General features: G+C 33.4%; 14 protein-coding genes. All 14 read right to left on the bottom strand.

The features are described 5' to 3' along the window. Positions 1–74 precede the first annotated feature (74 nt). Complete coding sequence (locus RR561_RS07500; RefSeq protein ID WP_332507048.1) at positions 75–710, bottom strand: V-type ATP synthase subunit D; 636 nt, start codon at positions 708–710, stop codon at positions 75–77. 1 nt (position 711) lies between these two features. Beyond that, positions 712–2097, bottom strand: coding sequence for a V-type ATP synthase subunit B (locus tag RR561_RS07495; protein WP_332507046.1), 1386 nt, complete (start codon positions 2095–2097; stop codon positions 712–714). Next, the gene (locus RR561_RS07490) at positions 2090–3868 is read right to left on the bottom strand and encodes a V-type ATP synthase subunit A (protein WP_332507044.1); all 1779 of its coding nucleotides are present in this window, start codon (positions 3866–3868) and stop codon (positions 2090–2092) included. The genes RR561_RS07495 and RR561_RS07490 overlap by 8 nt, the downstream gene beginning before the upstream one ends. A gap of 14 nt (positions 3869–3882) precedes the next feature. Further along, a complete protein-coding gene (locus tag RR561_RS07485; protein WP_332507042.1) occupies positions 3883–4206 on the bottom strand; it encodes a V-type ATP synthase subunit F in 324 nt (107 codons plus the stop codon). Next, positions 4206–5201: a V-type ATP synthase subunit C gene (locus RR561_RS07480; protein WP_332507040.1), complete on the bottom strand. Its 996-nt coding sequence runs from the start codon at positions 5199–5201 to the stop codon at positions 4206–4208. The genes RR561_RS07485 and RR561_RS07480 overlap by 1 nt, the downstream gene beginning before the upstream one ends. 13 nt (positions 5202–5214) lie before the next feature. Further along, positions 5215–5760 (bottom strand): V-type ATP synthase subunit E, encoded by a 546-nt coding sequence (locus RR561_RS07475; RefSeq protein ID WP_332507038.1) that lies wholly within the window; start codon positions 5758–5760, stop codon positions 5215–5217. Between the two features lie 36 nt (positions 5761–5796). Further along, positions 5797–6282 carry a V-type ATP synthase subunit K gene (locus RR561_RS07470; protein WP_332507036.1) on the bottom strand — a complete coding sequence of 162 codons (486 nt, stop codon included), beginning with the start codon at positions 6280–6282 and terminating at the stop codon, positions 5797–5799. A gap of 61 nt (positions 6283–6343) precedes the next feature. Continuing rightward, the gene (locus tag RR561_RS07465; RefSeq protein ID WP_332507034.1) at positions 6344–8320 is read right to left on the bottom strand and encodes a V-type ATP synthase subunit I; all 1977 of its coding nucleotides are present in this window, start codon (positions 8318–8320) and stop codon (positions 6344–6346) included. A gap of 1 nt (position 8321) precedes the next feature. Further along, positions 8322–8633 carry a hypothetical protein gene (locus tag RR561_RS07460; protein WP_332507032.1) on the bottom strand — a complete coding sequence of 104 codons (312 nt, stop codon included), beginning with the start codon at positions 8631–8633 and terminating at the stop codon, positions 8322–8324. A 992-nt stretch (positions 8634–9625) separates the two neighbouring features. Then, on the bottom strand, positions 9626–11413 hold the full coding sequence (locus RR561_RS07455) for an aminopeptidase P family N-terminal domain-containing protein (RefSeq protein WP_332507030.1): 1788 nt from the start codon (positions 11411–11413) through the stop codon (positions 9626–9628). Between the two features lie 335 nt (positions 11414–11748). Then, on the bottom strand, positions 11749–13173 hold the full coding sequence (locus RR561_RS07450) for a peptide MFS transporter (RefSeq protein ID WP_332507028.1): 1425 nt from the start codon (positions 13171–13173) through the stop codon (positions 11749–11751). Positions 13174–13542: 369 nt separating this feature from the next. Continuing rightward, a complete protein-coding gene (gene sigH / locus RR561_RS07445) occupies positions 13543–14217 on the bottom strand; it encodes an RNA polymerase sporulation sigma factor SigH (protein WP_332507026.1) in 675 nt (224 codons plus the stop codon). A 24-nt stretch (positions 14218–14241) separates the two neighbouring features. After that, on the bottom strand, positions 14242–14805 hold the full coding sequence (locus tag RR561_RS07440; protein ID WP_332507024.1) for an NYN domain-containing protein: 564 nt from the start codon (positions 14803–14805) through the stop codon (positions 14242–14244). Next, positions 14771–15505, bottom strand: coding sequence for a 23S rRNA (guanosine(2251)-2'-O)-methyltransferase RlmB (rlmB, locus tag RR561_RS07435; protein ID WP_332507023.1), 735 nt, complete (start codon positions 15503–15505; stop codon positions 14771–14773). Before rlmB ends, RR561_RS07440 begins: the two co-directional genes overlap by 35 nt. Positions 15506–15517: the final 12 nt, after the last annotated feature.

Below are 15517 nucleotides of genomic sequence, written 5' to 3'. Positions count from 1 at the left end.
GGTGAACACTACCGCACTTCCTTTAAACTTTATATAAATTTTAGGCAATCTATCAATTTTACTAGAGCAAGATATTACTTATTAATAATATCTTTGACTTTCATTAGTCTTGTAATAGAACTTCTTTCGTTCTCTTCAAGTTTCATTCTTATATATACAATTGTTTCTTCTAGTTGAGGAATCGTCATATATTCAAGTGCATTTACTCTTCTTCTTGTACTTTCTATCTCATCAGCCATAAGCTGACAGGCTTTCTCAATTTCAGCAAGTTTCAACAAATCTGGCAATATGTCATATAGTTTTTTGACAGCTTCATCAAGTTCTGCAGATGTCCCTCCAAAACCATATGGATATATTGCTGATGTATCATCTTCATCACTTCTATTAAATGTCATCACCGGAACGTTGACGCTCATCAAGTTCTTTGTCTCTATTTCCAGATTTATACTCTCTTTTGATATAGCTAGCGCTTCATCCAACATTTGAGATGAGTTCATACTTCTTGCCAACAAAAAATCTTCAAAGGAATCTGTAACTTTGGATTCAACTTCTTCTCTTAATTTTTTATTTTCCTTAATCATCGCTATGAACTGTCTCATCAACTCATCTTGCTTATCTTTCAAAAGTTTATGTCCTCTTGTTGAAGTAGAGAGTCTCGCCTTTAATCTCGAAAGCTCCATTCTAGTTGGATTTACATTTAATCTAGCCATATTAATCCACCTGGCTTTCCTCTGGTAAATACTTCTCTATATATTTGTCTTTTATTCTCTTTAATTCTGTTCTTGGAAGAATCTTTAATAAATCCCATCCAAGATCAAGAGTCTCAACTATAGTTCTATTGGTATTGTATCCTTGGGACACATATCTTTTCTCAAATTCATCTGCAAATTTTGCAAAAGCTTTGTCTGATTCAGATAAAGCTGACTCACCTAGGATTACCTGTAGTTCTTTTGCTTCTTTACCTGCTGCGTATGCTGCAAATAGCTGGTTCATTGTATCGGCATGATCTTCTCTTGTCTTTCCTTCACCGATACCCTTATCTTTAAGTCTAGACAAAGAAGGCAATACGTCTATCGGAGGCATCAAGTTTTTCTTGTAAAGTTCTCTCGATAGTATGATCTGACCTTCTGTTATATATCCTGTAAGGTCTGGAATAGGGTGGGTTTTATCATCTTCTGGCATTGTTAGTATTGGTACCTGAGTGATCGATCCCTTTCTTCCCTTGATTCTACCAGCTCTTTCATAAAGTGTTGAAAGGTCTGTATATAGATAACCTGGATATCCTCTTCTTCCTGGAACCTCACGTCTAGCTGCTGAAATCTCACGAAGAGCTTCACAGTAGTTTGTAAGATCTGTCATAATTACTAGTACGTGCATATCCTTTTCAAATGCAAGATACTCTGCACAAGTAAGTGCCATTCTAGGTGTCGATATACGTTCTATCGCTGGGTCATTTGCTAGATTCATAAATAAAACTGCTCTGTCTATAGCTCCAGTTTTCTTAAAGTCATCGATAAAAAACTGTGCTTCCTCAAATGTTATACCTATAGCAGCAAATACAACCGCAAACTTTTCATTAGTCCCCAATACCTTTGCCTGTCTAGCTATCTGTGCTGCTAGATTTGCATGTGGTAGACCTGACCCTGAGAATATTGGAAGCTTTTGCCCTCTAACTAGAGTATTCAAGCCATCTATAGCAGACACTCCTGTCTGTATAAATTCAGATGGATAGTCTCTAGCTACTGGGTTAATTGCAATACCATTTATATCCAATTTTTTCTCTGGAATCAGATTTGGTCCTCCATCATTTGGATTTCCCATTCCGTTAAATACTCTACCAATCATATCTTCTGATACACCTAAAGTTAGTGGTTTTGCCAAAAATCTAACCTTTGAATCTCTAAGGTTAATACCTGCAGAGCCTTCAAATAGCTGTACCATCGCCTTATCACCATTTATTTCAAGAACTCTACCACGGCGAATAGCTCCATCTTGCATTTCTATTTCAACTAGTTCTTCATATTTTATTCCTTCTACACCATCTACCATCAAAAGTGGACCGACTATTTCTCTAATGGTTTTATATTCTTTAATCATCTAGTCCACCTCCTCTACTATTTATTAGTTCATCTACTTCTTTTGCAACTTCCTTAGATATTTGATCTATTTTATCTATATCAGCCTCTTCAGTATACTTGGCTCTAGCTATAGATTCTCTTACTGGCATTTTTAATAATTCATCTAAATATACATGTTTCTCTAATGCTCTTAGAGATTCTCTATAAAACTTAAGCACCAAATCTAACATTTTATCTTGCTTTTCCAGTGATGTAAATGTATCCACCTCTTGGAAAGCATTTTGTTGCAAGTAGTCTTCTCTTATGGACTTTGCTACTTCTAGTTTCAACTGGTCTTTTTCTGATAATGTATCTCTACCTACCAATCTAACAATTTCTTGTAGACCTGATTCTTCCTGAAGTAAAGACATTGCTTCTATTCTATTTTCTGGGAATCTAGGAGATACATTATCCCCCATCCAATCATCCACATCTGGCTGATATAACGAATATGAATCAAGCCAAGATATCGCTGGGAAATGTCTTCTATAAGCTAGATTTGCATTTAGCCCCCAGAATACTTTTACTATTCTAAGAGTTGCCTGACAGACTGGCTCAGATACGTCTCCACCTGGAGGAGAAACTGCACCTATAATTGTAAGAGCACCTTCTCTATTGTCCTTACCCTTACAGATTACCTTACCAGCTCTTTCATAAAACTCTGCTGCTCTTGATGAAAGGTAGGCCGGATAACCTTCATCACCTGGCATTTCTTCAAGACGACCTGACATTTCTCTTAGAGCCTCTGCCCATCTAGATGTCGAGTCTGCCATAACCGCTACTGAGTATCCCATATCTCTGAAATATTCTGCAATTGTGATTCCTGTATATATACTAGCTTCACGAGCTGCAACCGGCATATTAGAAGTATTGGCTATTAATACAGTTCTCTTCATCAGTGTTTCACCTGTATGTGGGTCAATTAGTTCTGGGAATTCATTCAAAACGTCTGTCATCTCATTACCACGTTCGCCACATCCAACATAAACCACTATCTGGGCATCTGCCCATTTTGCAAGCTGATGCTGTACTACTGTTTTACCTGAACCAAAAGGCCCTGGAACACAGGCTGTACCACCTTTTGTAACTGGGAAAAATGTATCTACAACCCTTTGACCAGTGATTAGTGGAACTCTAGGAGCTATCTTTTGTTTGATTCTTCTACTCACTCTAACTGGCCATTTTTGCATCATTTGAACTGATGATTTTTCTCCATCTTGAGATTTTAATACAGCTATATCATCTACAATAGTAAACTCGCCCTCTTGTATGCTTTCTAGCACACCACTCATTTTATATGGGACCATTACTATATGTTTTACTACCTTGGTTTCTTGTACATAACCTAATACATCGCCCTCTTCTAGCATGTCTCCTACTTTTGCTTCAGGATGGAAATACCATTTTTTATCTCTATCTAAAGAAGGTACTTCTATACCCTTTGTTAGGAAATCTCCCGCTATAGCTCTAAACTTTTCAAGAGGTCTTTGTATACCATCAAACATATTTTCTATAAGACCGGGTCCGAGTTCCACACTTAGCTGTTCACCTGTTGTTATTACAGGTTCACCTGGACCTATACCCGCTGTTTCTTCATATACCTGTATTGAAGCTTTGTCATCACGCATTTCTATGATTTCACCTATCAGCTTTGAGTTTGATACCTTCACCACGTCATATATGTTGGCATCTTCCATTCCCTCGGCTACGACAAGCGGACCAGACACTTTTACTATTTTACCTGCCTTCACTAAGCCTCTCCTCCTTATTTATCAGAATTGGCAAATATATTACTACCTACTGCCTTTTCCACATTTTTATTTATATCATTCATTCCTATTCCCAGCGTCCCTTGATTAGAGGGAATCAGTATAATTGCTGGTGTTAGTTTTCTTTTATATCTTTGTATTGTTTCCTCAATATATTGAGCAATATGTTCTGTAACAAATATTAATCCATATTGTCTATCTGCCAAATCATCTATCACATCTCTTGCTTGATCTCCATCAACTACTGGATATACATCTATTCCTATAGACTTAAAGGCCAATATTGAGTCTTTATCTCCAACTGCTCCTATCTTATACATTAAATATCACCCAGCCTCTCTCTAAGTTTTGTAGACGGGATATTATTTAATTTTCCGACTAGTATCAGTCTGACTATCGATATTTCCTTTTCCTTTGCCACAAGATAAGCAAATATTGGTTCTGGACCAAAAGAAATAAATCTTGAATCAGAATTTAACCTTCTTAGATAAACGTCTTTTTCATTGTCTACTACAGATAGGCTTCCAGTTTCTTTGTACTGTTCTGCACTATCCAATAATGCTCTGCCAACTTTTTCAGATTTTAGTGAAGTCGCTATTCTATCAAAGCTTTCTCTTGATAGTTCAATTAACTTACCTGTGGATATTCCACCGCCTTCAACTAATATGTCGTTTAGAAAGTTGGTGTTTTTACCCATTTTCATAGCTCTTAGCATTGATGATACATTATAAAAATCTATGCTTCCACTCACATAATCACTAAATAGTTCTATCTCTAAAGAATCTGCTATACTTCTTAAGTGTCTAAAGTACGCTCTGTCCACTACAATATCTATCATTTGAGGATCCGAAGTATCACTATATTTCTCTTCAGCCTCTCTAAGAGTTTTTATAAATTCACTCTTTGTATCAGTGAAGTGTCCACTTTCAAATTGTAATCTAATTTTTTCTGGATTATTTTCACTTGAATAGATGAACAAGTCCTCGAGATTTTTGCCAGAGACCTTTGCTTTTACCATTGTCTTTAGATTGTGATAGTCATACTTCAAGGATAAAATTTCTAAAATTCTTTTATCCTGAAGCATTTCTCCACCTAATCCAAAAACCCTAGAAGTTTCATTTTTTAGTAGCAATTCATAGTCATCCACGCTTTCAACACCTTCCGCACTCTTGGAATACTCCGAATCCAAAAGCATTTTGAAAGATTCATCAGCGTCTTTTGCGTCTATCATTTTATCAAGCTTTCCTTTGTCGAGAAGTCTCTTCTCATAAACCCTCGCCATTACTACACCCTGGGCGTAATCTAATCTATCCATAAACTACCCCCCACTATCCAAAAAGTACTTTCGCTATTTCCCCTTGTATTTCATCTTTTATATAATCTATTTGAGTTCCAAAGGTAAAGTTTTTTTCGATACCCCCACTTATCTCCACAAATCCTGATTCTACAAATCTCTCTTCTGATACTCTTGATTGTGGAAATCTCTCTTTTATCAAATTCAACTTGTCCTTTTGAACCACCAACAAAGACCCTTCCGAAAAACTTGCATTCTTTTGTATATAAGATACTAATTTTTCATTGTCAATATTTTTGACATCTTCTAATGCTTCTTCAAATACCCTTTTGATTACTTCTTGCTTGGCATTTAGTTCATTATCTCTAGCCTTCAATTTGGCATTTGATTTTAATCTTTCTTTGAGGTTTTCAGCCTCTAAAGCGCCTTTTTCCACTATTGAATCATAGCTAGTCTTTGCCTGTTCCTTAGACTTTTCCATTATCTTTTCGACCTTGAGCTCTGCAGACTTAACTATTTCATCTGCTGAGACTTTTGCTTCATCTAATATTCTATTGGTTAAATTACTTAGCTCTGCCATTTAATCACTTCCTTTTCTCTGAATTTTTTGTTTTCTTTAAGCAAAGAAAGCTCCGAACTTGAAGAATAAAAGAAGTGATATAACGAATGCTAATAGTGCATAAGTCTCAACCATTACGGCATATATAATACCCTTAGTTGTCTGAGATTCATTTTTAGCAAGAATTCCTATACCACTGGCTGCAACCTTACCCTGAGATACTGCTGAGCCCCAACCTACAAATCCTATTGGCATACCAACTGCTGCAAGATACATTCCCTGTGCAAGAGTCATATCTCCACTAAGCTGTAATAATATCAACAGACCGATAACGAATCCATATAGTCCCTGTGTACCCGGTAATAGCTGTAATATAAGCGTCTTACCAAACTTCTGTGGTTCTTCTGGAACAAGACCAGATGCTGCCTGACCAACTATTGATAGTCCCTTTGCTGATCCTAAAGATGCTAGCATTGCAAATACAACGCCCAAGCCACCAAATATTACTCCACCATTTTCTACTATCCAACTTCCAAAATTCATAAATAAACCTCCCTTAAATCACGACTTTTCTCTGTCGCAGAATCTTAATTTATTTGTATAACTAATCTTCATATTGTCTATCTAAATTTATGTATTTAGTCTTATTTCTAAAGAATTTAAATGCCTTTCCTCCACCTTCATAGAATTTACCGAAGAATTCTACGTAGATTAGTCTTAATGAATGCACATATGCACCTAGACATGAAAGGAATAAGTTAAATGCATGGAATAGCACTAATATAAGGATTGCTCCTAAGTAACCTATTATTGTCTTACCCCACATCATTCCAGCAATCATATTTACTGAAAAAGCTATGTATCCGCCTGACATACCTAGTGCCATCAGACGAGAGTATGAAACAAAGTCTCCTATATAGCTTGATAGTCCATACACATTGTATAGGCCTGCAGCTATTTTTTTACCTATATTGCCTTCAGCTGCTCTTGCTCCACCAATTAGTAAAAGCACCAACCCTACTATCATTACATAAAGAGATATATCCCCAACCTTTGAAGAAAGAACTCCTGCTGCTGAAAGTAGTAGACATATTATTCCGCCTAATGTTACATACCAAGCAATAACATCAAAGAACATATCCATATACTGTTTGTCTCTTATTTGCATGTATGCTTTGATTAAAAGACCATAGAATAAGTGTATACCACCCATTATTATTGATAATACCAGTATCTCCATGAACTGAGTACTTAAGTCCAATAGTTTCCACATACCTGGAATGCTCGCTCCAAAATATGAACCATATAAAAATCCCCAGATAGTAGATGATACTCCTATTAACTGGAAGAATCTTACATTCTTTCTCATGTTTGGTGTAAAGTTACATACTTTCAATCCAATTGTAGTTAATAAAAGTAAAATGACTCCATAACCAACATCAGCTGACATCATTCCGAAAAATAATGCATATATTGGCGCATATAGAGGAGTCGGATCCACTTCATTATACTTTGGCAGTGCATATGTTGATGTAACGTTTTCAAAAGCTTTAGCAAATCTATTATTTTTCAATATAATTGGTACTTCTTCACTATTTTTATCTACTTCTTCAATTTCAAATGTATAATCTTCATTACAAATTGATTTAATTGCATTTTCTAGTCTTTTGATATCAAAGTCTGGACAGTAACCACTAAGCATACATACACTTCTAGAAGCCATGAAATCCCTTTGAGCCTGTGATCTTACTTTCAGGTTACCAAGATATTCATAGTATAGTTTGAAGTCTGCCAAAATTCCCAGCTTTGATCCTAGTTCGGAAGTAATTTCTTTTTCTCTAAAAGTAAGAGATTCTATTTCCTTTTCCAAATCGTTTATTTTATCTTTTGGTATCTTATTGGAGTCACTTTTTATAATGTTTAGATTACCTATCCTAAACATTTCTAAAACTTGATCTTCTTCTCTTCTATCATAAATAATAAAGAAGAAATGTTCCTCTTTGTAGACTCCGATTTCTTCACAGTAAGTATATTCTAAATTATCCATTTCTTCTTTGAAAATTTCTAACAACTTACCGCTTACTCCACCTACAACCGCTTTGAAGCTTTTTAGATTGTTTATAGACTCAAAGCTCACATCCATATTGGATATCGGTTCTAGTTCCTTAATTAACTCTTTTCTCTTGGAAATACTAGATTCAATCTTTGCTAGTTCATCTCCCAAAATTTTTACTTGTCCATATTCTACTTCAAAGTTAACATCTTTTACTCTGTTTTCCATTTCTTCAAATGTGTAGTTTGGAAGACCGTCAATCAAAGATTTCAGACCCGAAATCGGAGGAGTGTACTTACTGATCAAGTCAATTATATATAGACATTGATTCATCCTGTCTTCAAACTCTGAAACTTGACTATCTACTATGGGCTTTTGAAAGCTTAGTAGACCCTCATCTTCAAAATCTTCGACATTAGACACATCCTCAAACTGAATATTTCTGAAAATCTGAAGTTCTCTTAATAACTTTTCACGGTGAGAATCTAGTGCCAAGAGGTGAAATTTCTTCATTTTTACAATAGCCATATTACTTCACTATCCTCTCTACTAGTATTTTCTTAGCTTCATTGAATCTGTCCTGAGGAATGTCAGTTATGGACTTACATTTTTCCTCGCTTGCTCGAGATATGGCGTCTAGCTCTTCTTTCATATCATCTTCAGCCTTGGATCTCAGTCTATCACATTCAACCTTTGCTTTGATAGTAGCATCATCAAGCAAATTTCTGGATCTCTTCTCTGACAGAGCTATTAAATCTCTTGATTCACTTTTTGCAGTCTTAATTAACTGCTCTGCCTTCTCCTCAGCTTCTACAACTTTTAATAAAGCTTCTTTTGCCATTCAATTTCCTCCTTTCAGAAAAAAATTCTAAATTTTCAGTTTTCATTTTGTTAATTATTTTACACCATATCCGCATAAGATTCAAGTATGTAAAATAACTAAAAATAAGAAAAATTACTAATTCAATATACAATTTGTATAAAATTAGTTGATAAAAGTAACCATTTGTTGACATTCAGATAGGATAATTCGATTAAAAAACCAAGAAGAATAACTACTCCAATCACTTATCATTACTGATTCAGAATTGTTTAGAAAGCTAAGTTCCAACAATAATTAAACTAATAAAATGATTGTTAGATGTAAATATTTTTCAAATACATAAAAAAATTAAATTTCTTTTAATATAATTTTTTATTTTTCCTATTTATGAATAATATTAACCTTTATTGCTATTGAAAAATTCTATTTATTAGATAGCTATTAATACCATTATACACCTTTTAGGTTTATTTTTTAACATTTTTTCGATAATTTTCAAAAAATTTTAAAAATAATGATTTTATTAAAAATTTACTTCTAATTTCTTCTTTTTATTTTACTTTAATATTTATTCTTTTCGAAAAAACATATTACATTATATTTTCTAACCTTTTTATAATTTTATATGACTTTATTTTTTATTGATAGCTCATTTAGATTTATTTACATATCAGATATTGTGTTTTATTTTATATAATTGCATCTTTTCAATTTAACATCTTACTTGTATACCAACATAGACTTAAAATTCGATTCTGTAACTTTCTTTGCAAATACATTATTTTTTACCATATTTTTAACCACAACTTCTTATAACTATTTTTATCTTTATGTATATTTTTTCTTTTATATATATTTTTTATAAAATCGTAATATCTAACATCATACATTTTAATTATATTTTTTCACTTTAAAGTTTATTTTAACTACAAATAAAAAAGGAGAATCATTTGATTCTCCTTTAGTTTATAGCTTTTTATAGACTTTTATCTTAACTAGTTTTATAAATATTATATAGCTCTAGTATACTTCTTTAGCCATTCTTTTTCATCTGCATTTAGATGAGGGGCTATTAATTCATATACCTTTGCGTGATATTCATTAAGTTCAGTTATTTCTCTTTCAGTAAGCATTTCTGGTATTATAGCATCTAAATCAAATGGAACAAATGTTATTGGTTCAAAATACATGAACTGTCCGTATTCATTAGCTGCACCCTTTCTTACTAGTATCTCATTTTCTAGTCTTATACCATGAGATCCTCCGATATAAAGTCCTGGTTCATTTGTTATTACCATACCATCTTCTAGAGGATGAACTTCATGAGCTCTAAACTGCCATCTGATTCCTGTTGGAGGCTCATGTATGTTTCCAAGATATCCTACACCATGACCTGTACCATGATTAAAGTTCATTGCTTCTTCCCATATTGGTTGTCTAGAAAGTATATCTAAATTCATACCATTACAACCTTCTAAAAATACTGCTCTAGATAATCCTAGGTGAGACTTTAATACCAATGTAAAGTGTCTCTTCTTCTCATCATCAACATCACCTATTGCAAATGTTCTAGTAATGTCTGTAGAACCATCCATGAAACCTGCACCTGTATCAGATAGATAGAAGTTGCCTTTTTCAAACTTTACATCTGTTTCTGGAGAAGACTCATAATGAACTATCGCAGCATGCTCTCCAAATGAGCTAATAGGAGCAAATGACTGCCACTTGTAGTTTGGCTGTTCTTTTCTTAGAGATTCTAGCTTGTCACTAGCACTCATTTCTGAAGCACCTTCTTCAAGGGCATGATTTTTGATCCAATACATAAATTTAGCGTGTGCTATTGAGTCCTTAATTTCAGCCTTTTTAATATTTGCAATCTCAATTTCATTCTTTCTAGCCTTAAATAGAACTGTAGGGTTCATGTCTTCAACTACCTTGACATCTTTTTTGATATTATTATATAGAGCATAGTTTAATCTTCTTGGATCTATAAGTATAGTATCCCCAGCTCCAAATGCCTTTACATCTTCATATATGTCATTGTAAGGTCTTATCTCCACATTATCCTTTGTAAGCATTGCCTTTATTTCATCACTTACCTTAGATTCCTGTATGTAAAGTATTGCCTTATCTTCTAATACCATAGAATAGCTCAGTATCAATGGGAAGAATTCAACATCGTTACCTCTTATGTTGAATAACCAGCCTGTATCATCAAGAGTAGCTATAATATGTGCATTTGCACCCTTAGCCTTCATTACTTCTCTTACTCTTTCTAGCTTGCTAGCTGCTGATTCTCCACTATATTTTTCATCCAAATGGAATACTGGTTCCTGAGGTATAGAAACTCTATCCTTCCATATATCATCAACTAAATCATACTGATATATTATCTTTCCATTCTTTTCTCCTACTATTCTTTCATACTCTTCACCTTCACCAACGGATATAACTCTACCATCAAAGCCAATAGTACCGTTTTCAGGAAGAATATTTTCTATGTATTCTTCAACAGTTGGAACTCCTGGTTCACCCATTTTTCTTAGCTCAACACCAGTTCCTTCCATCTGTATACCAGCCTGTAAGAAATATCTACCATCTGTCCACATACCTGCCTCGTCTTTTGTAAACACAGCAGTACCTGCAGAACCAGTAAATCCTGTCATAAATTCTCTTGCCTTAAAATGTTCTCCTACATATTCACTCTGGTGGAAATCTGAAGAAGGTACCACATATACATCTATGCCCTTCTCATCCATCATTTTTCTTAATACATCAATTCTTTCTGAAACTTTCATAATCAACCTCCAGTAATTTTATTGATTTCTATTTCTATAGATATAGACTATATATTCAAATACTAAATACACAAACCAATCCCATAAACAAAGATATAGTAAATAATTAATCGAATTTATTCAAAATATCTAAGCCTAAACTATGTAAATTATCTATAATCCATAGATCTAATTATCATTATATCACTTATTCTTAAATTTTTATATAATTAAGAACTTTTTAACTCTTGTAATAGCTTTTTTTATTCATTCATATACTTCAAGCTATCTTTCGTATATTTTGTTTTGCTGAATAAATTTCTCATAGTTTGTTTATATACCCTAAGTAAAAAGTTTTATTCTTCTAACTTATCTAGCGCCATCAAATTATTTAAAAGTTTTCTCAGTAATATTAAAACTACTCCAAAGAATATTACTACGCCTGCGATGAATGCAAATACCTCTGAATACCCCATAGAAGCGGTAAACCCTGCAACTTTACCAGATATGATATTTGCAAAGAAAAAGCAAAGATACCAAGCACCCATAGCCAAAGATGCATATTTTGAAGGTGCTAATTTGTTAAACATTGCCATACCTATAGGAGATAAAAATAATTCACCCAAAGTTAGTATCAGATAAGAGAATAATAAAAATGCAATATTCATCTTGACTGATCCATCTTCGACTCCACCTAAAGTATTAATCCCTATTATCAATACTATAAAGGCAAGACCTGATAAAATCATACCCAAGCCCATCTTAGTAGGGATGGAAAAATCTCCTCTTTTTGTTCTTGCAAGCCTAACCCATAGTCCTCCTAGTAATGGAGATAAAACCACACACAATATACCATTAAAAGATGTTAACCAAGGAACTGGTATAGTTTTACCAAATGCTTTTCTATTCACTAATGTGTCTGACAAAAGAGCAAAAGACGATTGAGTTTGAAACCATGCAGCCCAAAAAAGAACGACAAACACAAATATTATAACCATTGCTATCATTCTTCTTTTCTCAAGACTAGTCAGCTTATCCTCTTTCCCTGAAGAAGCCACTTTTTCTTTAGCTACTGCTGAAGCAGGTTTTTTGCCTACATTTTTCAACCATTTTGGAGCTAAAAAAAGAAATACTAAGAAAGTTATTAACATCATAACTGCAGATAGTAAAAATCCATATCTGTAACCGTAAGAAATTATTTCTCCATTTGCACTTACTTTTGCAAACCAACTATCTGTTATAAGACCTGCAATTATAGGTCCTAATAAACTACCTATATTGGTTGCCATATAAAAATAACTATAGGCAGCATCTTTTTTTGATAGCTGATCTTTTGAGTATAACTCTCCAACCAAGGCACTTATGTTACCCTTGAAGAAAGCTCCACTACAAATCATTATTCCCAGACCTAACCATACACTTGCGACACTTGATGTAGATAAAAATAAAGCCATATAACCTGCAAATGCTAAAATTGAACCCAATAAAATTCCTTTTTGAAGCCCTAGGTATTTATCTGTCAACCATCCACCAATTAAGGGAGTCATATATCCTAAGCCTGAATACAAACCTAACATACCTGTAGCCTTTTGAACGCTCAGTCCCAATCCATTTTGACCTACATCAGCTGTAAAGAATAATATCATAAAAGATATTACTGCATATCCCGCTAAACTCTGAAGTGCTATACAAATATTTGCAAGTTTTAAGCCACTTGGATGCTTATAACTTCCTCCTCCTGAGTTTGAACCATTGATTGATACTTCCGAACCCTTTCCCATAAACAAAACCTCCTTTTTATTTTGATAATAAAATTTATTATCTAAGATTATTATACGGAATCGTTTTCATTTTATCAATCTATTATAAGTATTTAAATAGTTTTTTCTTTTTTTAATGCTTTTTAATTGATGTTTTACTTAAATATAGTGAATATTTTTCAAATATATATAATTTTGTTTAGTATATACAATATGTATTGTTAAGTTTTATGTATATTTTTTAACCAAAAATAGCGTAATAAAAGAAATAAAGATAACTTCTCTTATTACGCTATTATATTTTTTAAAATATTGCTATATTTACATATAGATATATTCCTTAATATTTCTTTTTTTTAAAAAATAAATATTATTGCTCTAAAATAATTCTTATTCACTTTCTTCTAGTGATTTTACAAGCTTTTTCTTTGCTCTTTGCATAGCATTATCTATAGACTTTGTATTTTTTCCAAGAATTTTTGCTATTTCACTATATTTCTTGCCTGACATATATAGCATCAACACCTCTTCTTCTAATGGCGTTAAAAGCTCATTTATCTTATTTTCTATGTTTCTATAATTTTCTTTACTAATTATTAGTTTTTCTGGGTCTGAATCCACGCTATTGGTAACAACTTCAAACAATGTTCTTTCAGAATCAGAATCACCATCATACACAGGTTTGTTCAAGGATATATATGAGTTGAGGGGAATATGTTTTTGCCTTGTAGATGTTTTTACTGCTGTTATCATCTGTCTAGTCACACACATTCCTGCAAAGTGTTTGAATGAACACGTCTTTTTATCATTATAATCTCTTATAGCTTTATACAGACCTATCATTCCCTCTTGTATCATATCTTCTCTATCAGAACCCATCATAAAATACATTTTTGATTTCGCCTTAACCATTATATTGTACTTATCAATTATGTGATTAATAGCCGATATATTTCCCTTTTGTGCTTCTTTTACATATTTGTAGTCTTCATCGGAATATGGAAGTTTGCTTGAATCCAATTCTTCTGCTTCCTTTGAATTCCCTTCAGTAACTATTTTAGACATCGCTACCTCCAGCTTAATTCATACTTATTTATTGCCTCTTCTAATTTTTTCCAGTTTTTCAAGAATATCACTATCTATTCTATTTTCCAGCCTATTCATACTGTTATATTTGCTAGTTTGACTTTTATTCTGTTTTCTTAAATCACTTTTCGATCTATTAAAACTATCTATTAACTCTCTAGCCGGTATCCTCGAGCACCCCTTACCAAGTACTATCTGTTGTTCAGCATAATCACTAGTCGCAACGGCTACCTCATCATACTTAGAAAGTGAGGATATGAATTTTTCTATATAACTATCTGCAGTTTGATTTTCTTTTGTAAATACTACTGTTATTCCATGATGGTCATCTATTTTTTCAGTAGTCCCCTTTACATTGTATGCATCAAACACTACATACGCTTCATAGCCCTTCATCTTTGAATATTCTAAAATATATCCAACCAATTTATCTCTGGATTCTTCTAGATTTTCCTCAGATACCTTCTTTAGACTGGGCCATGCATTTATAATATTATATCCATCAACTATCAAAAATTTTCTCGAAACATATTTATTTTTTCGCATTTCTTTGTCTATACACTTCATATAGTAGTATTCCACCTGCTACTGATGCATTTAGAGATGTTACATTCCCTGACATCGGCATACTTACAGTGAAATCACAATTTTCTTTTACTAGCCTAGATATTCCAGATCCTTCACTTCCGACTACAAGAGCCAACGCTCCTGATAGATTTTGTCTGAAAAAGGATTCTCCATCCATATCTACAGCTGCAATCCATAGACCATTTTCTTTCAAAGTTTTGATAGTGTTTGCAATATTAGTTACCTTACATACTGGCACATATTCAACTGCCCCAGCTGAAGCTTTTGCTACTACTGGTGTAATCTGTGCACTTCTTCTTTTTGGTATAATTACCGCATGTGCTCCTACAGCATCTGCCGTTCTTATTATGGAGCCTAGATTATGAGGATCTGTTATTCCATCTAATATTATAAAAAATGGATCCTCTCCCTTTTCCTTAGGAATTTTTAAGACTTCATCTAATTCATAATATTTATATTCACTGATAATGGCAATTACACCTTGATGTGAGTGACTTTCTGACATTTCATCTAGCTTATGTCTGTCCACCTGTTGTAATATTACTTTCTTTTCCTTCGCCATAGCAACTATTTTCTTTATAGAGCCCTCTTTTGCTGCTTTATTTACCATTATTTTATCTATTTCTCTATCATTTTTTAAGGCCTCTAGTACAGGATTTCTTCCTTCAATTATCGCCAAAAAAGTTCACCA

The organism is Peptostreptococcus sp. (genome assembly GCF_036639115.1).
In the GTDB taxonomy this organism is placed as follows: Bacteria; Bacillota; Clostridia; order Peptostreptococcales; family Peptostreptococcaceae; genus Peptostreptococcus.
This window is presented reverse-complemented; position numbering and strand designations above follow the sequence as displayed.

Excerpts from the sequence above, each read along its gene's own strand:
- RR561_RS07455 (WP_332507030.1), bottom strand. The coding sequence starts at position 11,413 with ATGAAAGTTTCAGAAAGAATTGATGTATTAAGAAAAATGATGGATGAG.
- RR561_RS07460 (WP_332507032.1), bottom strand. The coding sequence starts at position 8,633 with ATGGCAAAAGAAGCTTTATTAAAAGTTGTAGAAGCTGAGGAGAAGGCA.
- RR561_RS07500 (WP_332507048.1), bottom strand. The coding sequence starts at position 710 with ATGGCTAGATTAAATGTAAATCCAACTAGAATGGAGCTTTCGAGATTA.
- RR561_RS07485 (WP_332507042.1), bottom strand. The coding sequence starts at position 4,206 with ATGTATAAGATAGGAGCAGTTGGAGATAAAGACTCAATATTGGCCTTT.
- sigH (WP_332507026.1), bottom strand. The coding sequence starts at position 14,217 with ATGTCTAAAATAGTTACTGAAGGGAATTCAAAGGAAGCAGAAGAATTG.
- RR561_RS07465 (WP_332507034.1), bottom strand. The coding sequence starts at position 8,320 with ATGGCTATTGTAAAAATGAAGAAATTTCACCTCTTGGCACTAGATTCT.
- RR561_RS07475 (WP_332507038.1), bottom strand. The coding sequence starts at position 5,760 with ATGGCAGAGCTAAGTAATTTAACCAATAGAATATTAGATGAAGCAAAA.
- RR561_RS07450 (WP_332507028.1), bottom strand. The coding sequence starts at position 13,173 with ATGGGAAAGGGTTCGGAAGTATCAATCAATGGTTCAAACTCAGGAGGA.
- RR561_RS07495 (WP_332507046.1), bottom strand. The coding sequence starts at position 2,097 with ATGATTAAAGAATATAAAACCATTAGAGAAATAGTCGGTCCACTTTTG.
- RR561_RS07440 (WP_332507024.1), bottom strand. The coding sequence starts at position 14,805 with ATGAAGTGTATAGACAAAGAAATGCGAAAAAATAAATATGTTTCGAGA.
- RR561_RS07470 (WP_332507036.1), bottom strand. The coding sequence starts at position 6,282 with ATGAATTTTGGAAGTTGGATAGTAGAAAATGGTGGAGTAATATTTGGT.
- RR561_RS07480 (WP_332507040.1), bottom strand. The coding sequence starts at position 5,201 with ATGGATAGATTAGATTACGCCCAGGGTGTAGTAATGGCGAGGGTTTAT.